Annotated in this window: 16 protein-coding genes and 1 tRNA gene; 10 read left to right on the forward strand and 7 right to left on the reverse strand. The window is 72.4% G+C overall.

Annotation, left to right across the window (positions count from 1 at the left end; translation table 11 throughout):
- Nucleotides 1-142: 142 nt before the first annotated feature.
- The 3 genes from RIF89_RS00540 to RIF89_RS00550 form a co-directional block, all read right to left on the reverse strand.
- Entirely contained in the window at nucleotides 143-544 is a 402-nt protein-coding gene (locus RIF89_RS00540; RefSeq protein WP_309067267.1) for a Fe-S oxidoreductase, read from the reverse strand.
- Nucleotides 545-627: 83 nt separating this feature from the next.
- A complete protein-coding gene (locus tag RIF89_RS00545; RefSeq protein ID WP_309067236.1) occupies nucleotides 628-1,452 on the reverse strand; it encodes an arginase family protein in 825 nt (274 codons plus the stop codon).
- A gap of 75 nt (nucleotides 1,453-1,527) precedes the next feature.
- Nucleotides 1,528-2,535, reverse strand: coding sequence for a LacI family DNA-binding transcriptional regulator (locus tag RIF89_RS00550; RefSeq protein ID WP_309067237.1), 1,008 nt, complete (start codon nucleotides 2,533-2,535; stop codon nucleotides 1,528-1,530).
- A 139-nt stretch (nucleotides 2,536-2,674) separates the two neighbouring features.
- Between RIF89_RS00550 and RIF89_RS00555 the strand changes: the two genes are divergently transcribed.
- The 5 genes from RIF89_RS00555 to RIF89_RS00575 all read left to right on the forward strand — a co-directional run bounded on the left by RIF89_RS00555 (nucleotide 2,675) and on the right by RIF89_RS00575 (nucleotide 10,574).
- Nucleotides 2,675-4,684: a beta-galactosidase gene (locus RIF89_RS00555; RefSeq protein ID WP_309067238.1), complete on the forward strand. Its 2,010-nt coding sequence runs from the start codon at nucleotides 2,675-2,677 to the stop codon at nucleotides 4,682-4,684.
- A 36-nt stretch (nucleotides 4,685-4,720) separates the two neighbouring features.
- A complete protein-coding gene (locus tag RIF89_RS00560) occupies nucleotides 4,721-5,965 on the forward strand; it encodes an extracellular solute-binding protein (RefSeq protein WP_309067239.1) in 1,245 nt (414 codons plus the stop codon).
- A gap of 58 nt (nucleotides 5,966-6,023) precedes the next feature.
- Nucleotides 6,024-7,646, forward strand: coding sequence for an ABC transporter permease subunit (locus RIF89_RS00565; RefSeq protein WP_309067240.1), 1,623 nt, complete (start codon nucleotides 6,024-6,026; stop codon nucleotides 7,644-7,646).
- Nucleotides 7,646-8,542, forward strand: coding sequence for a sugar ABC transporter permease (locus RIF89_RS00570; protein ID WP_309067241.1), 897 nt, complete (start codon nucleotides 7,646-7,648; stop codon nucleotides 8,540-8,542). The genes RIF89_RS00565 and RIF89_RS00570 overlap by 1 nt, the downstream gene beginning before the upstream one ends.
- 67 nt (nucleotides 8,543-8,609) lie before the next feature.
- Nucleotides 8,610-10,574, forward strand: coding sequence for a glycosyl hydrolase 53 family protein (locus RIF89_RS00575; protein WP_309067242.1), 1,965 nt, complete (start codon nucleotides 8,610-8,612; stop codon nucleotides 10,572-10,574).
- 168 nt (nucleotides 10,575-10,742) lie between these two features.
- Here RIF89_RS00575 and RIF89_RS00580 read toward each other — a convergent pair whose 3' ends face one another.
- Complete coding sequence (locus tag RIF89_RS00580) at nucleotides 10,743-11,480, reverse strand: PspA/IM30 family protein (protein ID WP_309067243.1); 738 nt, start codon at nucleotides 11,478-11,480, stop codon at nucleotides 10,743-10,745.
- 137 nt (nucleotides 11,481-11,617) lie between these two features.
- The gene (locus tag RIF89_RS00585; protein WP_309067244.1) at nucleotides 11,618-13,669 is read right to left on the reverse strand and encodes a TPM domain-containing protein; all 2,052 of its coding nucleotides are present in this window, start codon (nucleotides 13,667-13,669) and stop codon (nucleotides 11,618-11,620) included.
- Nucleotides 13,670-13,833: 164 nt separating this feature from the next.
- On the opposite strand from RIF89_RS00585, the gene RIF89_RS00590 reads away from it, so the two are divergent.
- The 5 genes from RIF89_RS00590 (at nucleotide 13,834) to RIF89_RS00610 (ending at nucleotide 19,701) form a co-directional block, all read left to right on the forward strand.
- Nucleotides 13,834-14,667: a DUF3097 domain-containing protein gene (locus tag RIF89_RS00590; RefSeq protein WP_309067245.1), complete on the forward strand. Its 834-nt coding sequence runs from the start codon at nucleotides 13,834-13,836 to the stop codon at nucleotides 14,665-14,667.
- Nucleotides 14,668-14,695: 28 nt separating this feature from the next.
- Entirely contained in the window at nucleotides 14,696-15,439 is a 744-nt protein-coding gene (trmB, locus tag RIF89_RS00595; RefSeq protein WP_309067246.1) for a tRNA (guanosine(46)-N7)-methyltransferase TrmB, read from the forward strand.
- 1 nt (nucleotide 15,440) lies between these two features.
- The gene (locus RIF89_RS00600) at nucleotides 15,441-16,295 is read left to right on the forward strand and encodes a CPBP family intramembrane glutamic endopeptidase (RefSeq protein ID WP_309067247.1); all 855 of its coding nucleotides are present in this window, start codon (nucleotides 15,441-15,443) and stop codon (nucleotides 16,293-16,295) included.
- A gap of 33 nt (nucleotides 16,296-16,328) precedes the next feature.
- Nucleotides 16,329-18,137: a gamma-glutamyltransferase gene (locus RIF89_RS00605; protein WP_309067248.1), complete on the forward strand. Its 1,809-nt coding sequence runs from the start codon at nucleotides 16,329-16,331 to the stop codon at nucleotides 18,135-18,137.
- Nucleotides 18,138-18,207: 70 nt separating this feature from the next.
- On the forward strand, nucleotides 18,208-19,701 hold the full coding sequence (locus RIF89_RS00610; protein WP_309067249.1) for a protein kinase: 1,494 nt from the start codon (nucleotides 18,208-18,210) through the stop codon (nucleotides 19,699-19,701).
- 199 nt (nucleotides 19,702-19,900) lie between these two features.
- On the opposite strand, the gene RIF89_RS00615 is transcribed toward RIF89_RS00610, so the two are convergent.
- Together RIF89_RS00615 and RIF89_RS00620 are read right to left on the reverse strand one after the other, a co-directional pair.
- A tRNA-Arg gene (locus RIF89_RS00615) sits at nucleotides 19,901-19,973 on the reverse strand.
- Nucleotides 19,974-20,036: 63 nt separating this feature from the next.
- Entirely contained in the window at nucleotides 20,037-20,855 is an 819-nt protein-coding gene (locus tag RIF89_RS00620) for an SGNH/GDSL hydrolase family protein (protein WP_375294411.1), read from the reverse strand.
- Nucleotides 20,856-20,998: the final 143 nt, after the last annotated feature.

Below are 20,998 nucleotides of genomic sequence, written 5' to 3' on the forward strand. Positions count from 1 at the left end.
CTGCTCGGCGGCTACCTCGGCACGGCCGACATCGCCGACCACCTGACCGAGCGTCTGGGTGTCGCGCGCGAGCGCATCGGCGCGCCGGAGCGCTTCGGCCTGTTCCGCTGAGCGCGCCGAGCGCGGGCCGGTGTCGTCCGGCTCAGCCGCGTCCGCGGACGTAGCCGCCCGCACGCAGCCCGGCTGCGATCTCGAACCGGTTGCGGAGGGGATCGCGGCCCGCGAGCAGGTACAGCAACGGCATCAGGAACCCGTAGCGGCGCCACTGCGTGCGGTGCACGGCCTCGTGTGCGAGCAGCCGGTCGGTCACGGCCCCGTCCCCCGTGAGGAAGCACCCTCCGACGCACACGCCGCCGCGGGGGAACGCCCAGGCGGGCAGGCCCCGGAACACCCAGAGCCCGGCGCGGCGCTCGACGGGACCCGTGCTCCACAGCGTGCCCCAAATCCATCCGATCGCCGTTCCCCACGCGTAGCCGGCGAGGCTCAGGGGTGAGTCGAGCAGGAAGCCGGGGAGGAACCGGTCGATCCGGTCGCCCGCGTGCAGCGCGCGCTCGGCGCGGGTCCGGATCCCGTCGGGCAGCGACGGGAGGTCGGCGTGCGGATGCCGCGCCGCGAGCCCGGCCGCGCTCACGCGAGGGCCCCCACGATGCGCAGGATCGCGCCCATGTCCTCGACGGCTGCGGCCGGCGTCTGGGGCGAGAAGCCCGCGATCGAAGCGCCCGCCAGCGGCACGCGCGCTCGCACGGCGGAGATGGCCGCAACGAGCGCGGCGGGGGTGACGCCGAACGGCTCGGGCGACGAGACGCCCGCGATGTCGGCGGGATCGAGCACGTCGAGGTCCACGTGGATGTACACCCGGCTCGCGCCCGTCGCCGCCACGGCCTCGCCGAGCGCCTCTGGATCCGTGAGATCGGACGGTGCGAACGACCGCACCTCGGACGCGGCGAGCAGCTCGTCCTCCTCAGGATCGAGCATGCGCACGCCGGCCAGCATGACGTCGCGCGGTGCGACGGTGCCCGGAGGGAGGATCAGCCCGTCGGCGCCCTCGCCGAGCACGGCGCGCAGCGCCATGCCCGCGAACGCACCGCTCGGCGAGGTGTCCGGCGTGTGCAGGTCGGCGTGCGCGTCGAACCACACGACCGCCAGCCGCCCGTCGCCCTCGGCCGCGGCGTGCCCGATCGCCGGCACCGACACCGAGCAGTCTCCGCCGATGAGGATCGCCGGGGCGGCCACCTCGGCCAGTGCGGCCGTGACCGCCTCGCGCGTGCGCAGCAGCGCGCTCGCGCGCAGCACGCCCGTGCCGAGCGGCTCGCCGGCCTCGAGCGGCACCTCCACGAACGTGCAGGCGGAGCGCGGCAGGTCGCCGGCGATCGCCTCGGTGCCGTCGACGTGCGCCATCGCGCGCGACGACGGCGACCCCTGCCACTGCGGCACTACGACGAACCGAGCCATGAGAGCAATCCTGCCCGGTTTTCGACGGCCGTGGTTCGCGGCGGCGCGCCGCCGCCGCGCGCGCCGCGATCCGGCTCAGGCGCTGGCGCGCACGACGAGCTCGGGGGGCAGCGTGATCTCGCCGCCGGGGGAGCCGTCGACGACATCGAGAAGCATCGACACCATTCGCTCGCTGATGTCCGACCAGGGCTGGGCCATCGTCGTGAGCGGGGGATCGTGGGTCTCCGCGAGTCCCGAGTCGTCGAAGCCCGCGACCGCGATGTCGTCCGGGACGCGCAGGCCCTCGTGAGAGAGCACCGAGATCGCACCGGCCGCCATGCTGTCGGACGCCGCGAACACCGCGTCGATGTCGCGCGTGCGGGCGAGCAGCCGCGACATGGCCGCCGCGCCGGAGCCGCCGCCGTAGTCGCCGCGCTCGACCAGTGCCGGATCGAAAAGCGCGCCCATCTCCTCGCGGAAGCCCTCCAGGCGATAGCGCCCGCCCGGGGTGTCGTCGGGCCCCGCGATGTGGGCGATCCTGCGGTGCCCGCGCTCGAGCAGGTAGCGCGTCATCGCGCGCGCCCCCGCGAGCTCGTCCACCGACACCGAGGGGACGAAGCCGTCGAAGGCGAGCGGGAGGCCCGCGCTCACGATCGGGATCCCCGCGTCGTGCATCCGCCCGAGGAGCGGATCGGAGGCGTGGCTGGAGACGAGGAGCACGCCGTCGACGTGCCGCGCGCGCACGTAGTCCAGCATGTGCGTCTTCTCGGCGTCGGTTCCCGCCACGAGCAGCACGAGCGTCATGGAGCGCTTCGCGAGGGCCTCGGCCGCCCCGCGGACGAGCAGCCCGAAGGTGGGGTCCTCGAACAGCAGATGATGCGGCTCCGTGAGCAGGAACGCGAGCGATCCGGAGCGCCCCGTCGCGAGGCTTCGCGCGGCGTGGTTCGCCGTGTAACCCGTTTGCCGGATCGCCTCCTCGACGGCCGCGCGCGCGTCGGGGGAGACCCAGTGTCCGCCGTTCAGCACACGCGACACGGTGCCGTGCGACACCCCTGCCGCCGCCGCGACGTCGCGGATCGTCGGCTTGCGCGCGGCCGGTCCCATGAGGATCGACTCTAGTGCGCCCCGAGGCGGACTGGGACCGGTCACAGTTGCGTAACGGACACCGACGGGCATTGTGCGCTCGGTGAGGTCGTCGCACACTGGGACCGGTCACAGTCGACCGCGACCCGATGGAGAGTCAATGCCCCTCACCCGGCCCGTCCTGCCCGGCATCGCCTACGGCGGCGATTACAACCCCGAGCAGTGGCCCCGCGAGACCTGGCGCGAGGACGTCCGCCTCATGCGCGAGGCGGGGGTCACGATGGTCAGCGTCGGGATCTTCTCGTGGGCGCTGATCGAGCGCCGCGAGGGCGAGTACGACTTCGCATGGCTCGACGAGATCATCGAGCTGCTGCACGAGAACGGCATCGCGGTGGACCTCGGCACCCCGACCGCATCGCCGCCGGCCTGGTTCTTCGCCGCGCACCCGGACTCCCGGGTCGTCACGCGCGAGGGAACCGTGCTCGGCTTCGGATCGCGCGGCATGGTGTCGCACTCGTCGCCCGCCTACCGGGAGGCGATCGTCAGGATCGCGTCGGTGCTCGCCGACCGCTACGGCACCCACCCGGCCGTCGTGATGTGGCACGTGCACAACGAGTACGGCGCGCCGGTCGGCGAGGACTACTCCGAGCATTCCGTGCGCGCCTTCCGCGCCTGGCTTCGGCAGCGCTACGGCACGCTCGACGCGCTCAACGACGCCTGGGGCACGGCGTTCTGGGGCCAGCACTACGAGGAGTGGGACCACATCGGAGCCCCCGCGGCCTCCGCCTCGATCGTCAACCCCGGCCAGCGCCTCGACTTCATGCGCTTCACGGATCACCAGCTTCGGGCGTGCTTCATCGCCGAGCGGGACGCGATCCGAGCGCGGGCGAGCCAGCCCATCACGACGAACTTCATGGCGAACCAGCACTGGAGCACGGATCTGTGGGCATGGGCGCGCGAGGTCGACGTCGTGGCGAACGACCACTACCTCTGGGCAGCCGACGTGGACGCGCACATCGGGCTCGCGATCGCGGCGGACCTGTCGCGGTCGGTCGCAGGCGGGGAGCCGTGGATCCTGATGGAGCACTCCACCTCGGCCGTGAACTGGCAGTCGCGCAACCTCGCCAAGCGGCCCGGCGAGATGGCGCGCAATTCGCTCGCGCACGTCGCCCGCGGCTCCGACGCCGTGTTGTTCTTCCAGTGGCGCGCCGGCCGCTCGGGCGCCGAGAAGTTCCACTCGGCGATGCTCCCGCACGCCGGCACCGAGTCCCGCATCTGGCGGGAGGTGGTCGCGCTGGGCGCCGATGTGGAGCGGCTGGCCGCCGTGCGCGGCTCCCGCGTGGCGGCGGAGGTCGCGATCCTGTGGGACTTCGAATCGTTCTGGGCGCAGGATCTGGAATGGCGCCCGACCGAGGACCTGTCGCACCGAGAGCGCATCCGTGCGTTCTACGAGAGGCTGTGGCATGACGGGGTCACGGTCGACTTCGCGCTGCCGGGACAGGATCTGAGCCGCTACCGCCTCGTCGTCGCGCCGGCGCAGTACCTGCTGACGAGCGCCGACGCCGCGAACCTCACGGCCTACGTCTCGGGAGGCGGCACGCTCGTCGTGTCGTATTTCTCGGCGGTCGTCGACGAGCATGACCGCGTTCACGACGGCGGGTTCCTGGCTCCGCTGCGCGAGGCGCTCGGCGTCGACGTCGAGGAGTTCCTGCCGCTGCGCGACGGGACGGAGGCGGCGGTCGAGCTCCGCGGCGCGCGCCTCGGCGCCGATCACTGGCAGGAGGCGCTGCGCCTGCACGGCGCAGAACCCGTCGGCACCTACCTCGAGGGACCGGCCGCGGGCTCCGCCGCCATCACGCGGCACCGCCACGGGGACGGCACCGGCTGGTACATCTCCACGCGGCTCGATGCAGAGGGACTGCGCGCCGTGCTGGCCGACGTCTACGCCGACGCGGGAGTCGCGCCGGCAGGAACGCCCGATGGCCTCGAGGTCGTGCGCCGCGTGACGGACACGACGACGTTCGTGTTCGCGATCAATCATCGCGACGAGGACGCCGAGCTCGAGCTGACCGGACGCGAGCTGCTGCGCGGCGAGCGCGCGGAGGGGCGGATCACGATCCCCGCCGGCGCCGTCGCGGTCGTCGAGCTGGACGACCCGCAGGAACCCTGAGTCACGAATCACCCCACCCCTATCCAAGGAGAAACCATGAACAAGCCCATGGCCCTGGTCGGACTGGCGGCAGCGACGACGCTGCTGCTCGCCGGCTGCACGAGCGGCGGGGGCGCGCCCGCCGCCGAGAGCGCCGCCCCCAGCGAGGAGGCGGCCGGCGCCGGCGCCGAGCTCGTGATCTGGACCGACGCCGAGCGCGAGGAGGCGATCGCGACCGCCGCAGCGGCGTTCGAGGAGGAGACCGGTGCGACCGTCACGCTCGTCCAGAAGAACTTCGAGGATCTGCGCAACGACTTCGTCGCGCAGGTGCCGACGGGCGAGGGGCCGGACATCACGGTCGGCGCCCACGACTGGCTCGGCGCTCTCGTCGCCGCGGGCGTCGTGTCCACGCTCGACCTCGGCGACGCGGCCGGGGACTTCGAGCCCGTCGCGCTCGAGGCGATGACCTACGACGGACAGCTGTACGCGCTGCCGTACTCGCTCGAGACGATCGCGCTGGTCCAGAACGTCGACATGGTGGGCGAGGACGCGCCCGCCACGTGGGACGAGCTCGTGCAGCGCGCCGAGGAGGCCGGCGCCGAGCGCCCGATCGCGATCAACACGGCGGGCGAGACCGGCGACGGCTACACGATGTACGGCTTCCAGACCTCGTTCGGGGCGCCCGTGTTCGTGCAGGACGAGTCGGGCTCGTACACGACCGAGGTCGGCATGGGCGGCGAGGCGGGCGAGGCCTTCGCGCAGTGGCTGCACGAGAACGGCACAGCCGGATCGGGCATCATCTCGACGACGGTCGACTACGACATCAACAACGAGTTGTTCAACAGCGGCCAGGCGCCGTTCACCGTGCAGGGACCCTGGGCGATGAGCGCCTTCACCGACGTGCCGAACATCGCGGTGCACCCGATCCCGTCGGCGGGCGGTGAGCCGGCGGCGCCGTTCGTCGGCGTGCAGGGGTTCTACGTGAGCTCGCAGAGCGAGAACGCCCTGCTCGCGCAGGAGTTCCTCGTGAACCACCTCGCCACGGAGGAGGCGCAGCGCGCGCTGTACGAGGCGGATCCCCGCATCCCCGCCTTCACGTCGCTTGCGGAGGAGGTCGCCTCCGACCCGATCATCGCGGGCTTCCTCGCGTCCTCGCAGAACGGCGTGCCGATGCCGTCGATCCCCGAGATGGGGTCGGTGTGGGACCTGTGGAACGCCGCCGAGGTGCAGATCATCAACGGCGCCGATCCCGTCGAGACCTGGAACCAGATGGTGTCCGACCTCGAGGCCGAGCTGGGCTGATCCGTCGTCCGGGGCGGGCGCGCGCCCGCCCCGGACGCCGTGCAGGAGGAGGCAACGGATGACACAGCTGCAGACATCGACACCGCCACACGCGTCCTCGCCCGAGAAGACGCCGCGGCTCGAGTCGCACGCGCGCGCATGGGCGGGCACCGGCTGGGGCTTCGTCGTGAAGCTCGTGCTGATGGCGCTCGTCAACGCGCTCGGAGTGGCGATCGCGATCTCCGCGTGGCAGGCGGGATCGTGGCTGGTGCTGGGCGCGATCGTCGTGCTCGTCGCCGTCGCCGACTGGGTCTACTTCTCCCGGCGGACGCTGCCCCTGAAGTACCTGCTGCCGGGACTGGCGTTCCTCGCCGTGTTCCAGATCTTCCTGCTCGTGTACACGGCGTACGTCGCCTTCACGAACTACGGCACGGGCCACGCCGGATCCATGGATCAGGCGGTGGAGGCCGCGCTGATCCAGGACGAGCGGCGCGATCCGGAGTCGCCCGACTACCCGCTGGCCGTCGTCGAGCGGGCCGGCGAACTGGGCTTCGCGATCGTCGACGACGGCGCCGTCCGCGTGGGGGCTGCCGAGGAGCCGCTGACGGAGGTGCCGGAGGCGGCCGTCGGGGACGGCGGGGCGCCGACCGAGGTGCCGGGATGGACCGTGGTGCCGCGCGCCACCATCCTGACCGACACGGAGCTGCAGGGCCGCGTCGCAGAGCTGCGGGTGCCGGTCTCGGATGATCCCGAGGACGGCTCCATCCGGACCCGCGAGGGATCGACCGGCGCGGTCTACACGTCGACGCTGGTGTGGGACGAGCAGGCGCAGACCCTCACCGACAGCGAGACCGGCACGGTGTACGCGCCCTCGGACGACGGGCGCTTCGTCGCGCCGGACGGCACGGCGCTGCCGACCGGATGGTACGTCGGCGTCGGCTTCGACAACTTCGTCCGCGCGGTGACGGACGCCCGCCTGGCGGGAGCGCTGGGGCAGGTCACCTGGTGGACGTTCGCGTTCGCGGTGCTCACCGTGCTGACGAGCTTCGGCCTCGGTCTGCTGTTCGCGCTGATCTACAACCATCCGGGAGTGCGCGCTCGCCGCGTGCTGCGGACGCTGTTCATCCTCCCGTACGCGTTCCCCGCATTCATGTCCGCGCTGCTGTGGCGCGGCATGCTCAACGCCGAGTTCGGTGTGATCAACGACCTGTTCTTCTTCGGTGCCGACGTGAACTGGCTCGGCGACCCGTGGCTGGCGCGATTCGCCGTGCTGTGGGTGAACCTGTGGCTCAGCTATCCCTACTGGTTCCTCGTGTGCACGGGCGCGCTGCAGGCGCTGCCTGCCGACACGATCGAGGCCGCGACGATCGACGGGGCGGGTCGCTGGCGCCGCTTCCGGTCGATCATCCTCCCGCTGCTGCTCGTGTCGACCGCGCCGCTCGCGATCGCGTCGTTCGCGTTCAACTTCAACAACTTCACGATCATCTACATGCTCACGGAGGGCGGTCCCGGCTTCCCCGGCAACTCGGGGCTGGGGGCGACGGACATCCTCATCTCCGCGATCTACCAGATCTCGGGCGTCGCGGGCGGGGCTGCCGACTACGGCCTCGCGAGCGCGCTGTCGATCCTGGTGTTCATCGTGATCGGCGTCGTCTCGATCCTGGCCTTCCGACAGACCCGCAAGCTCGAGGAGTTCCAGTGATGAGCACCGCGACCCAGGCCCTCACGACGACCGGCGCACGCGCACCGCAGCGCCGGGAGCGCTGGTGGCGCGAGATCGGCTGGCGCTACGTCGTGGCGGTGTTCGTGCTCGCGTACGCGGTCTTCCCTCTGCTGTACATCGTGTCGGCTTCGCTCAACCCGCGTGGCAGTCTGGCCGGCTCGAGCGCGCTGTTCTCGGCGATCAGCGGCGCCAACTATGCAGCGCTCGGCGGCACGCACTTCTGGACATGGATGGGCAACACGCTCCTGATCGGCGGGGCCGCGTCGGTCGGCGCGGTGCTGATGGGAGCGTCCGCGGCGTACTCGTTCTCGCGGTTCCGGTTCGCGGGGCGACGGGCAGGGCTCACGAGTCTGCTCGTCATCCAGATGTTCCCCCAGACGGTGGCGTTCGTCGCGGTGTTCCTGATGCTCCTCACCCTGGGGGAGGTCGTGCCCGCGCTGGGCATCAACTCGAAGCTCGCGCTGATCTGCGTGTACCTGGGCGGAGCGCTGGGCGCCAACACGTTCCTGATGTACGGGTTCTTCAACTCGATCCCGATCGAGCTCGACGAGTCCGCCAAGATCGACGGCGCGACGCACGCGCAGATCTTCTGGCGCATCGTCATGCCGCTCGTCACCCCCGTGCTCGCGGTCGTCGCCCTGCTGGCCTTCATCTCGGCGTTCGGCGACTTCGTGCTCGCGAAGATCGTGCTCACGAGCGAGGAGAACTGGACGCTCGCGGTGGGCATGTACCAGTGGGTCTCCAACCAGCTCACCTCGCGCTGGGGTCTGTTCGCGGCGGGCTCCGTGCTCGCGGCGCTGCCGGTGCTCGTGCTGTTCCTCGCGCTGCAGCGCTACATCGTCGGCGGCCTGACCGCCGGCTCCGTGAAGGGCTGAACCGGGCCCCGAGCGGTGCACACCTCGCTCTCGCAGGAAGCCACATCTCGCACGAAGGAGTGCCGACATGAACCGTTCCCTCCGCCGCATCCTCGCGGCGTTCGCCGCGCCCGTGCTGGCCGTGTCGCTGTGGTCGGCGACCGCGGCGCCCGCCGCCGCCGACCCCGGAGTCGACATCACGGTCCCGGCCGTGCCTGGTCTGCCCGCCGACTTCATCGGAGGTGTCGATGTGTCGTCTGTGCTGTCGCTCGAGGCATCCGGTGTGGTCTTCCGCGATGAGTCCGGCGCACCGGCGGATCTGTTCGCCGTGCTCGCCGACTCGGGCGTGACGGACGTGCGCATCCGCGTCTGGAACGACCCCTTCGACGCGCAGGGCCGCGGGTACGGCGGCGGGTCCGTCGATGTCGCGCGGGCCGTCGAGATCGGCGAGCGCGCGACGGCGGCCGGACTGCGCGTGCTCGTCGACTTCCACTACTCGGACTTCTGGGCCGACCCGGGCAAGCAGCAGGCTCCCAAGGCATGGGCGTCCCTCAGCGTCCCCGAGACGGCCGACGCGCTGCACGACTTCACGGTCGACGCGCTCGAGCGCTTCGACGCCGCCGGTGTGGACGTGCGGATGGTGCAGGTCGGCAACGAGACCAACAACGGCGTGGCGGGGGTGACCGGCTGGGACGGGATGGCCACGCTGTTCTCCGCGGGCGCCGCGGCCGTGCGCGAGACGCTTCCCGACGCGCTCGTCGCGCTGCACTTCACGAATCCCGAGACGGCCGGACGGTACGCGGGGTATGCCGCCGAGCTGGCCGCGCGCGGCGTGGACTACGACGTGTTCGCGTCGTCGTACTACCCGTACTGGCACGGCTCCACGGCCAATCTCACCTCGGTGCTGTCCCACATCGCCGATACGTACGGCAAGAAGGTCATCGTGGCGGAGACGTCGTGGGCGCACACGCTCGCGGACGGCGACGGCCACGGCAACACGATCGACCTCCCCGGCGAGGCGACCGCCTACCCCGTCAGCGCACAGGGCCAGGCGAGTGCATACCGCGACGTCGTGCAGGCGGTCGCGGCCGTGGGCGACGCCGGCATCGGCGTGTACTACTGGGAGCCCGCGTGGCTGCCCGTCGGACCGCCCGAGCGGCTCGAGGCGAACCGCCTGCTGTGGGAGCGCGACGGATCCGGCTGGGCCACGAGCTATGCGGCGGAATACGACCCCGACGATGCGGGGCAGTGGTACGGCGGCTCGGCGTGGGACAACCAGGCGCTGTTCGCGTTCGACGGCACGCCGCTGCCGTCTCTGCGCGTGTTCGAGTACGTCCACACGGGCGCGCAGGGACCGCGCGAGGTGACGGGCGTGGATCCCGTGCAGCTGGCGCTGGAGGAGGGCGAGCCCGTGGTCCTGCCGACGCGGGTGACGGTGCGCTACAGCGACGGCACGTCGGAGCAGCAGCCGGTCACGTGGGACGCGGTCGACATCGACGGCCCGGGCGACTACGAGGTCCCCGGCGTCACGTCGACGGGGCTCGAGGTCACGGCGACCGTGAGCGTGCGTGCGAAGTCGTGGCTGCCGGGCGGCTCGTTCGAGGGCGACGACGGCGCCCTGTGGCGCCTGACGGGGACGGGCGGATCCATCGGATGGCAGGCGGACGCCTCCGACGGCACGAACGCGCTGCACTTCTGGCTGGATGCCGACTTCGCGGGCGCCGCTACGCAGACGGTGCGCGGGCTGCCGGCCGGGAAGTACGTGGCGATCGCGACGTCGCAGGGCGGCGACGCGCTGGCGGGCGACACGCTGCGGATCACCGTGTCCTCCGCCCCGCCGCTGCCGCGCCACACGCCGGCGTGGCTCGCTCGGCTCCTCACGCGGTCGTCGAGCGCCGGCCTGGAACTGAACGGCTGGCGCGCCTACGCCACGAGCGAGACACCGGCCGTCCGGGTGCGCAAGCGCGATGCCGTGACGGTCACGATCTCGTGGGACATGTCGGCCGGCGCGTGGGGCACGGTCGACGAGGTCAGGCTGGTCCGCGTCGGCTAGCGGGCCGCCTGCGGATCCGCACAACGCAGGACCGGACCGACCGGGCGCGGCGTGTCCCGGGCGACACGCCGCAGTCTCCGGCGGCGGATCCCGCGTCGTGCGCGGTCGTGACCGCCCGTACGCGACGATGCCCGCCCCCGGAGGGAGCGGGCATCGTCGTCGTGCGGATCACTGACCGAGCTGGCCCTGCGGCTGACCGCCCGACTTCAGCTCGGCGAGGCGCGCCTCGACCTCGGTGAGCTCGCCCAGGTCCTCGAGGCTCTCGAACTGGGCGTCCAGGCTGGAAGCCGCGAGCTCCTGCTGGCCGTGGGCGCGGGCTTCGACGCGGCGCACCTTCTCCTCGAAGCGGCCGAGCTCGCTCGTCGGGTCGAGCACGTCGATCGACTTGACCGCGTCGACGACCCGGGTCTGCGCCTCGGCGGTCTTCTGGCGGGCGAGGAGCTCGCTGCGCTTGGCGCGCAGCTGCTCGAGCTTGACCTTCATGCCGTTCAGGCCCGCCTTGAGCTTCTCGACGACCTCGTTCTGCGCGGCGAGCTGCGGCGCGGTCGTCTTGACCTCGTTCTCCGCCGAGATCTGGCGCTGCAGCGCGACCTTGGCGAGCGCGTCGAACTTGTCGGCGTCGACCGTGTCGCCCGACGCGCGCAGCTCGTCGGCCTTGCGGCTCGCGGCGAGCGCCTTGTTGCCCCACTCCGCGGCGGCCTGCTTGTCCTCGGCGTGGTCGCGCTCGAGCAGGCGCAGGTTGCCGATGGTCTCCGCGATCGCGGCCTCCGCGTCGGCGATGTTGTTGGTGTAGTCGCGCACCAGCTGGTCGAGCATCTTCTCCGGGTCCTCGGCCTGGTCGAGGAGGGCGTTGATGTTCGCCTTCATGAGTGTCGAGATGCGCCCGAAGATGGACTGCTTTGCCATGATGTGCCTTTCGTCTGGCGGGTGGTTCTGTCGATGCGAATGGGCTCGAGGGTGAGTCTAGAAGCGGCGACCGCCGCGGGACGAGCGTCCGGAGCGGAACGACCGGCCACTCGGCGAGCACCGGACTGCGCGATGCATCAGAAGCGACCTCCGCCGCGACGGCCGCTGCGCCCGCCGCCGAACCCGCCGCCGCGAGAGGAGCGCCCGCCGCCGAATCCGCCACCGCGCGAGGCGCGTCGGCCCCCGCCGAGCATTCCGCCCATGCCGCCGCCGAGTCCGCCCCCGCCCCAGCCGCTCGTGCCGGAGCGCGATGACCCGCCGCTGAGCCCGCTGCTGATCAGGCCGCCGATGAGACCGCCCACGAGGCCGTCCACCATGCCGCCGCTGCCGCGGCCACCGCCGAGCATGCCGCCCATGCCGTCGCCGAGACCGCCCATGCCGCCGCCCCACTCCGCGGACTGCACGTCGGCCTGCGCGAGGCGGCCGGCCTCCGTCGCGAGCTGCAGCGCCCGTTGCGCACGCTGCAGGGCCTGCGCGGGATCGCCGGTCTGGAGGGATTCGGCGCGCACGAGCTCGGCGCCCGCCTCGGCGAGCCGGGTGCGGGCGCCGGCGCCGACCGCCCCGCGTCGTGCCGAGATGTACTCCTCGGCGCCCGTGACGTGGCTGCGCGCCTGCAGCAGGGTCTGCGAGAGCAGCTGCTGGGCGCGCTGAGCGTTGCCGACGACGCCGTCGATCTGCGCGTTCGCGCGCTGCAGCGCGTCGAGCAGCGCCTGCGGGCTGCGTGCGGATCCGGAGAGGTTCTGACGCGCCTGCGCGACCGCCTGCTCGGTCGCGGCGATCGCGGCCGCGACGTCGCCCGTCGCCGGGAGAGTGTGGGCGCGGGCGAGGTCCTGCTCGAGGTCGGCGATGAGGGCCCCGGCCTGCTGTTCGGCGGCCGCGAGCGTCGCGCCGAGGTCGGCGACGGCCTTCTCCAGCTCGGCGGCCTGCGCGACCGCCTGCTCGGCGCCGCGGATCGCCACCGCGGCCTGACCGCCGTCACCCTCGCCGATCAGCTGCTCAGCGCGCGCGAGCTGCTCGTCCGCGAAGGCGAGTCGCGCCTCCGCCTGCGCCGGATTGTCGGCGACGACCGCGATCGCGTTCGCCGCGTACCGGGCCTGCAATCCGGCCAGCGCCGCGGCGACCCGGTCGGTCGTTCCCTGCGCGTCGGCGCGCCGACGCTGCGCCTCGCCGAGCGCGGCCGGCGCGTCCTGCTCGATGCGGCGCAGCTCGGCGAACGCCGCCTGCTTGTCGTCGAGGATCGCATCGGCCGCCTCGCACAGTCGGATGATCTCGGCGTACCACGCGCGGACGTCCTGCTCGCTGTCGGGCTCGTCGTCGTCGATCCGCTGCTTCAGGTCGAACGCCGACGCGAGGTTCGCCTTCGCCTGCTGCAGCGATGTCTGGAACTCGGCCGTCGCGCCCGATCCGAACTGCGCCTCGGCGAAGCCGAGCTCCTGCTCGCTCGCGCGCACGGCGTCGTCCATCGCGACGAGGGCCGACGACGCGCGACGCGCCAGCTCCTCCGTCGGCACAGGCGGCGCGCCGGCCGCATCCGCATCCGCGGGCGCGGTCGCGCCGCGGCGGCGGCGGGTCAGAGCCCAGGCCGTGCCGCCGAGCGCGGCGACGCCGAGCCCGCCGATCACCCACGGCATGACGGATCCGCCGCCCGACGAGCCCGCCGCGAAGCCGTCCGCTGCCACGTCGATCGCGCCCGCCCAGTCGTCGCCGCTCAGGGTCTGGGTGACGTTGGCCTCGACATCGACAAGGCGCGTCTCCGACACGGAGCCGTCCTCGGGGGCGGAGATGAACAGCTGCCTGCCCTCGGTGGCGATGGCGAGCAGGTACTGGTCCTGGCCGAGCCCGTTCCGGATGGCGGTCTCATTCGCCCACGCGATGCGGTCGGTCGGGTTCTCGAAGGTGTCGACGAACACCACCCACAGCTGCGGGCCGCCGTCGGCGGAAAGCTGCGCCAGGCGCTCCTGCGCCCCGGCCTCCTCGGCGTCGCTCAGCACGTCGGAGCCGTCGTAGACGAAGCCGCTGCCGAGCGTGACCGGCTCCTCGGCGGCCGCGGGAAGAGGCGCGAGCAGCGACACCGCGACCATCCCGACGGCCGCGATCGCCCGCAGCGTCGTCGTTGCCCACGCTCGCACCGCGCACCCCTTTCCGGCCGCATTCCGGAAGCTGGACCTCGCGGCCGTCGGTTCGATCCTATGCAGGCGGCGGCATGCACCAAAGGGAGGATCGGCGCGCCTTCGCTTCCAGCGAAGCGCGCGTCCCTCCGAGCGCACCGGCGTCCGTCCGTAAGCTGGAGCGGATGGACGATCGCTACGGCACGGACGTGCTCGCATCCGGCTGCAGACAGCGCGGCGCCAAGCAGGTCGCAAAGGTGCCGGCCGAGATCGACCTCGTCGTCGAGGTCGCGGGCGACGGCTTCTGCGGCGCGATCACGCGGCGCGAGGCAGGGACGGTCGAGCTCGAGGACTTCAAGGGGCGCCGGCGGATCTTCCCGCTGGGACGCGGCTTCCTGATCGACGGTGAGCCGGTCGAGCTCGTGGTTCCCGCAGCGCAGGGGCATGGACGGCGGCGGACCGCGTCCGGATCCTTCGCCGTCGCCGACCAGCGGGCCCGCGTCGCGCTGCCGCACCGGATCCTCGTCGAGGGAAAGCACGACGCCGAGCTCGTCGAGAAGGTGTGGGGCGCGGATCTGCGCGTCGAGGGCGTCGCCGTCGAGTTCCTCGAGGGCGTCGACCGGCTGCCCGAGCTGCTGCGCGACGAGCCCCCGGGCCCCGGTCGCCGCTACGGCGTGCTCGTCGACCACCTCGTGCCGGGCTCCAAGGAGCAGCGCATCGCCGCCGCGCTCGAGCGCGGCCCGCACGGGCGGCACCTGCTCATCGTGGGACACCCGTTCATCGACGTGTGGCAGTGCGTCAAGCCGAGCTCCGTCGGCATCCGCGCCTGGCCCGAGGTGCCCAAGGGCGAGGACTGGAAGAAGGGCGTGTGCCGCCGTCTGGGCTGGCCGCACGCCGAGCAGGCCGACACCGCCCGCGCGTGGCAGCACATCCTGTCGAAGGTCACGACGTTCCGCGACATCGAGCCCACGCTGCTCGGCCGCGTCGAGGAGCTCATCGACTTCGTGACGGCCCCGTGACACGCTGACCGCCCAATACGCTGGGGGGATGCCCGACGAGCAGCCTGAGCACGAGACGACGTTCCGCAAGCAGCCGGTGTCGTTCGTGCGCCGCAGCGGCCGGATGTCGGAAGCGCAGGAGCGCGCGTGGAGCGAATTGGCGCCGTTCTACGCCTTCGACGTGCCGCGCGATGTCGCCTCCACGTCGGTGCACGCGCAGGCGCGCCTGGAGCCCGCGGAGGTCTACGGACGCCGGGCGCCGCTCACGGTGGAGATCGGCTCCGGTCAGGGGCACGCGATCGTCGCGGCCGCGGCCGCTCATCCGGAGCGCGACTTCCTGGCGGTCGAGGTGTTCCGCGCGGGGCTGGCGCGCACGATGCTCGACGCCGACCGGGCCGGCGTGAGGAACCTGCGCCTGATCGAGGCGAACGCGCCCGAGGTGCTCGAGACGCTGCTGCCCGAGGGAGCCGCCGACGAGGTGTGGGTGTTCTTCCCCGACCCGTGGCACAAGAGCCGCCACAACAAGCGCCGGCTGATCAAGCAGGGCTTCGGTGCGATCGCCGGCCGCGCGCTGCGGGACGACGGCCTGCTGCGGCTGGCGACCGACTGGGAGGACTACGCGCTGCAGATGCGCGAGGTGCTCGACGCCGAGCCCCAGTTCGAGCGCGCGTTCGACGACACGGACTGGGCGCCGCGCTACGCGGGGCGCGTCATGACGGCGTTCGAGCGCAAGGGCCTGAACAAGGGACGGGCGATCCGCGACCTCACCTACCGGCGCGCGGCGCGGGGCTGACATGGCCAGAACGCACCAGACACCCGCGACGCGCGCCGTCGACCCGCTCGTCCTGTCGGGCTCGCTGCTCGTGTGCCTGTCGGCGCCGGCCTTCTTCGCGTTCGAGATCTGGTGGCTGGGCGCGGTGCTGCTCGCCGCGGGCCTCGCCGTCGCCGTCGTGGCGGATCGGCGCCGGCCGGGCGGACTCCGCCGTGAGACGGGGCTCACGCGCGATCTGTCGCTCATCGCGCTCGGGCTGCTGATCGTCAGCTCGATGCCGCTCAAGGCGCAGCTCGACGACCTGTCCATCCTGCGGTTCGGCCTCGTGCTCGGCGGCGCCGTGGCGGTGCCGTACGTGGTCTCGCGCTTCGTCTACCGCGACCACGCTGTGCGGTTCCCCTGGCGGGGCGGCGGACGCTGGGGGCGGCTGCAATGGGGCTGGCTCGTCGCCGTGCTGGCGCTCGGGTGGCTGATCCTGCCGTTCTACTTCATCTCCAGCGGCGTGTATCTGAACTGGCCCGTCGTGGACACGCCCGACCTGATCGCGCGCCTGTTCGTCGGCGTGGGCGCTGTGGGCATCTGGGACGAGCTGTTCTTCATCTGCACGGTGTTCGCGCTGCTGCGCCGGCACCTGCCCGACGCGGCGGCCAACGCCCTGCAGGCGATCGTCTTCGTGTCCTTCCTGTGGGAGCTCGGCTACCGCGAGTGGGGACCGGTCCTCACGATCCCGTTCGCGCTGCTGCAGGGCCTGATCTTCCTGCGCACGCGGTCGCTCGCGTACGTCGTGACCGTGCACCTGCTGTTCGACGCGGTGGTGTTCGCCGTGCTCGTGCACGGCCACAACCCGGGACTGCTCGACGGGCTGTTCCTCGTCTGAGACGACGCGGGCGCGCCTGGTTGACTGGAGCGCATGAGCTTCACCCCGCCGCCCGCGCACTTGACCCGCCCCGACCTGAAGGGCCGCTTCGGCATGGCCGCGTCGACGCACTGGCTCGCGAGCGCGAGCGCGCAGGCCGTGCTCGAGCGGGGCGGCAACGCGTTCGACGCGGCGGTCGCGGGCGCGTTCGTGCTGCACGTGGTGGAGCCGCACCTGAACGGCCCCGGCGGTGACCTCACCGCCCTCTTCTCGACCGCGCAGGATCCGTCGCCGGTCGTGCTGATGGGCCAGGGGCCGGCCCCCACGGGGGCCACGATCGAGCGCTTCCGCGCCGAGGGCATGGACCTCGTGCCGGGAGCGGGCGCACTCGCCGCGGCAGTGCCGGGTGCCGTCGACGCATGGCTGCTGCTGCTGCGCGACCACGGCACGTGGGCCCTCGGAGACGTGCTCGAGTACGCGATCGAGTACGCGATCGGCGGGCATCCCGTGCTGCGCAACGTGTGCACGACGATCGCGCAGGTCGAGGAGCTGTTCCGCGATCACTGGACGACGTCGGCGGACCGCTGGATGCCGGGCGGCCGGATGCCCGAGCCGGGGGAGCCGGTGTTCGCCCGCACCTATGGCGAGCTGCTGCGCGATCTCGCGGCGGCCGGCGAGGGGCGCGACCGGGAGGGCGGCATCGACGCCGCCCGAGCCCTGTGGCGCGAGCGCGTCGGGGCGGCCGCCGAGGAGTTCGTGCGCTCGCCGCATCGGCACTCCGACGGCGCCGACCACGCGGGTGTGATCACGGCCGGGGATGTGGCGGCGTTCGCGGCGTCGTACGAGCGCGCCGTGACGATCGACTTCCGCGGCCACACGATCGCGAAGACCGGGCCGTGGGGGCAGGGCCCCGTGCTGCTGCAGGCGCTGCGCATCCTGGACGGGTGCGACGACGCACGCCTGGATCCCGGGACAGAACTCGGGGCGCACACGATCCTCGAGGCGCTCAAGCTCGCCCTCGCGGATCGCGACGCCTGGTACGGCGAGGACGCGGATCCGGATCTTCTCGCGCACCTGCTCTCACCGGAGTACGCGGCCGAGCGTCGCGCGCTGATCGGCGACACGGCGTCGCACGAGGTGCGGCCGGGGGTCGTGCCGGGGCGTCCGGCGCCGCATCTGCCGATCCTGCGCGAGTCGTCCGCGTCCGGCGTCGGCGGGGTGGGGGAGCCGACCGTGCGCGTGGACGGATCCGAGGTCGGTCCATGGGGCGTCACGCGGGGCGACACGTGTCACCTCGACGTCGTCGACCGGTGGGGCAACATCGTCTCCGCGACGCCGTCGGGCGGCTGGCTGCAATCATCGCCCGAGATCCCCGCGCTCGGCTTCTGCCTCGGGACCCGCCTGCAGATGTCGTGGCTCGACGACGCCTCTCCGTCTCGCCTGCAGCCGGGCCGACGGCCGCGCACGACGCTCACGCCGACCCTCGTACTGAGGGACGGCCAGCCCGTCATGGCGCTCGGATCGCCGGGTGGCGACCAGCAGGATCAGTGGCAGCTGCTGATGCTGCTGCGCGTGCTCGTGGGCGGCTGCACGCCTCAGCAGGCGATCGACGCGCCCGCGCTGCACACGACATCCATGCACGGCTCGTTCTGGCCGCGCACCTGGACGCCGGGCGGCGCCGTGGTCGAGGACCGGCTCGGCGATCACGTGATCACGGGTCTCGAGGCCCGTGGCCACGTCGTCACGCGCGCGGGCGACTGGGCGCTCGGCCGTCTGTCGGCGGTCACGCGGGATCCGGCGACGGGGCTGCTCGGAGCGGCCGCCAATCCGCGCGGCGCGCAGGGCTACGCGACCGGGCGCTGAGTGCTTGCACGAGAGGTGCCTGCGCGTCAACCCTTCGGGGGCAAATCAATATTCACGGCATCCTTGAGTCATGACGACGGCGAGCATCTGCGAGGCGGATTCGGGACAAATCCCGTCCGCGGATGTGTACGCGCGTCATCACGGGGAGCGCGATCTTCTGGGGGATCGCTACCGGCTGGAGGAGCTCGTCGGGCAAGGCGGAATGGGTCGGGTCTACCGCGCCACCGATGAGCTCCTCGGCCGCACCGTCGCCATCAAGGTCTTCCCGGCCGCGGTCAACGGAGAGACGGACCGCGCGCGTCGCGCATCCGAGACGCGGCTGCTCGCGTCGCTCAGCCACGCCTCCCTCGTCACGCTCTACGACGCCGTGACGCTCGGCGACGGATCCGGCTACCTCGTGATGGAGTACGTCGACGGCGGCACGCTCGCCGACTGCATCGCACGCGGACCGATGGCGCCCCACCACGTGGCGCACATCGCGGTCGATCTGGGCGAGGCGCTGCACGCCGTGCACGCCGCCGGCGTCATCCACCGCGACATCAAGCCGCCGAACGTGCTGCTGCGCTCGGCGCACGGGCGCCCCTTCCACGCGATGCTCGCCGACTTCGGCATTGCCTATCTCGTGGACGCCGCCCGCATGACGACGCCGGGCATGGCCGTCGGCACCGCCGCGTACTTCTCGCCCGAGCAGGCGCGGGGCGCGCAGCCTTCGCCCGCCTCCGACATCTACGCGCTCGGCCTCGTGCTCATCGAGGCGCTCACGGGCCGCCGCGCGTTCCCGCAGACCACCCCGATCGAGGCCGCGGTCGCACGCCTGCACCAGCCGCCCGAGGTGCCCGCGACGTTCGGCTACGGCTGGCGCTCGCTTCTGACCGCGATGACCGCGGTGGACGCGGCGGAGCGGCCGAGTGCGCTCGAGGTCGCGGACCGGGCCCGGGCGCTCGTCGCCGTCGGGGCTCACGCCGACCTGCCGGACACGACCGAGGCGGCCGTGCCCGTGCGGGCTCCGGAGCCGACGATCGCAGCCGCTGTGTTCGGTGACGAGCCGACGCGCGTCGTGCCGCTGCAGCAGCAGACGCTGCGACCGCGGCACCGCCGGAGCCGTCGGGGACGCCCCGCCCTGCGAGCGGGCATCGCGATCGCCGGGGCGGCCGCCGCCATGGTGGGCGCGCACATGTGGGTGGGGGCGGCGTTCGCGGAACCCGACGACGCGACCGATGCTCGGCTGCTCGAGCGCACAGCGATCGAGCGCATGCTGCCGACGCCCGTCGCGGAACCGGTCGACGCGGAAGTGGGCGTTCCGGAGCAGACGGCGACGCAGCCGACCGTGGAGCAGGTCACCACGCAGCAGACCGTGCCGCAGCAGGCCGCCACGCAGGAGAGCGCGACGCAGCCCGCATCGCAGCAGACCACGCCGCAGCAGGCGGCGAAGAAGGACAAGGCCCCCGGGGGATCCTCCAGCAAGGACGAGGGATCCCGGGGCGCCGACAAGACCCATGGGAATGGGAACGGGAATGGGAGATCCGGCGTGGGGACGCCGGACAACGGGCGCGGCAACGGCTGAGTGCGCGGCCCCTCCTCTGGGACGGGAGGGAAGATCCAGCGCCTCGGCCGTGCCGAGCCAGAAGGGCCGCACCGATCCGGTGCGGCCCTTCTTCCGTGCATCGCGTTCCGACGAGCCCTGCAAGAGGCAGGCCGCCGTGCGAACGTCGCACGCAGACGAATCGCGGGCCGCCCCGAAGGGACGGCCCGCGACCTGATTGTGCGCCCGAAGGGATTCGAACCCCCGACACCTGGCACCGGAAGCCAGTGCTCTATCCACTGAGCTACGGGCGCATCTCATCGAGGATATCAGCCGGCGGGGGATTCGCCCGCCGTCGGCAGCGCCGGGCGCGCCTGTCAGGGGAGTGCAGGAGCGACGGCGTCCGGCACGTCCTCGTCGGAGGCCTCGAGCGTGGTGACCGGATCGGTGATCTGCGTGAGCGCATCCGCCAGGCGCTGCGCGAGATAGGCATGGCCCGCCACCGAGGGGTGGTCGCGGCCGTAGTCGCTCGTGTCGATCACGTTCGAGTAGTTCTGCGCGGTGATCCAGTCGTCCTGGATGGGCGAGATGTACCACCACTGACGGTCGGCGGCCAGAGCCGCGAGGTCCTGATCGATGCGCGCCGTGGCCGGCTCGACGGGAAGCACCTGCGGCGCGGGACCCAGCACCACGACGGGCGTGTCGGGATACATCTCGACGAGCGCGTCCCACGCGGCGTTCACCGCGTCGCGGTACCCGGCCGCGGGCTCACGGCGGTCGTTGATCGACCCCTGCAGCACGATCAGGTCGTAATGCGCCGACGGGTCCAGCGCCGCGATGCGCGTACCGTAGTCGGGCCGGTCGAGTCCCGGGCGGAGATAGCCGCTGCCCCGCCCGCCGTCGACGACCGTCCGCGCGTCGAACAGCTCGCCGAGCACGTACGCGTACCCGCGGTGGATCGGCGTGGCCGCCGAGCCGTACGTCCACGAGTCTCCGAAGACGAGGATGTCGGGATCGGCCGGCAGGCGGATGGCCGCCGGCGTGATGACGGGGCTCTCGGCCGCTGCCTGATCGGCGGCGGCGGTCGGTGCCGACCACGGGCGGAGCGCCCCCGCCGCGACGGCTGCGAGCACGGCGACGAGCGCGGTGATCGACAGGGCGACGGCGGTGCGACTGGGACGTGTCACGGACGCCATGCGAAGAAGAGTAGGCGATCCGACTGAAAGTCTGTCCACTCGCGTCACAGTGTGTTCCCGACCAGCGGTCCAAACGTTCACGTCCGGCCCGCGGGGCGGCGTCCGGCGGAAGCGGAACCGCTCTCCTGCGTCCCGGCGCGCTG

This window comes from Microbacterium sp., assembly GCF_031178525.1.
Classification (GTDB): Bacteria; Actinomycetota; Actinomycetes; order Actinomycetales; family Microbacteriaceae; genus Microbacterium.

Bases quoted from the DNA above. Each gene is read 5' to 3' on its own strand.
- RIF89_RS00600 (WP_309067247.1), top strand. From the start codon at position 15,441: ATGGCCAGAACGCACCAGACACCCGCGACGCGCGCCGTCGACCCGCTC.
- RIF89_RS00565 (WP_309067240.1), top strand. From the start codon at position 6,024: ATGACACAGCTGCAGACATCGACACCGCCACACGCGTCCTCGCCCGAG.
- RIF89_RS00550 (WP_309067237.1), bottom strand. From the start codon at position 2,535: ATGGGACCGGCCGCGCGCAAGCCGACGATCCGCGACGTCGCGGCGGCG.
- RIF89_RS00610 (WP_309067249.1), top strand. From the start codon at position 18,208: ATGACGACGGCGAGCATCTGCGAGGCGGATTCGGGACAAATCCCGTCC.
- RIF89_RS00560 (WP_309067239.1), top strand. From the start codon at position 4,721: ATGAACAAGCCCATGGCCCTGGTCGGACTGGCGGCAGCGACGACGCTG.
- RIF89_RS00590 (WP_309067245.1), top strand. From the start codon at position 13,834: ATGGACGATCGCTACGGCACGGACGTGCTCGCATCCGGCTGCAGACAG.
- RIF89_RS00555 (WP_309067238.1), top strand. From the start codon at position 2,675: ATGCCCCTCACCCGGCCCGTCCTGCCCGGCATCGCCTACGGCGGCGAT.
- RIF89_RS00620 (WP_375294411.1), bottom strand. From the start codon at position 20,855: ATGGCGTCCGTGACACGTCCCAGTCGCACCGCCGTCGCCCTGTCGATC.
- RIF89_RS00570 (WP_309067241.1), top strand. From the start codon at position 7,646: ATGAGCACCGCGACCCAGGCCCTCACGACGACCGGCGCACGCGCACCG.
- trmB (WP_309067246.1), top strand. From the start codon at position 14,696: ATGCCCGACGAGCAGCCTGAGCACGAGACGACGTTCCGCAAGCAGCCG.
- RIF89_RS00605 (WP_309067248.1), top strand. From the start codon at position 16,329: ATGAGCTTCACCCCGCCGCCCGCGCACTTGACCCGCCCCGACCTGAAG.
- RIF89_RS00575 (WP_309067242.1), top strand. From the start codon at position 8,610: ATGAACCGTTCCCTCCGCCGCATCCTCGCGGCGTTCGCCGCGCCCGTG.
- RIF89_RS00580 (WP_309067243.1), bottom strand. From the start codon at position 11,480: ATGGCAAAGCAGTCCATCTTCGGGCGCATCTCGACACTCATGAAGGCG.
- RIF89_RS00545 (WP_309067236.1), bottom strand. From the start codon at position 1,452: ATGGCTCGGTTCGTCGTAGTGCCGCAGTGGCAGGGGTCGCCGTCGTCG.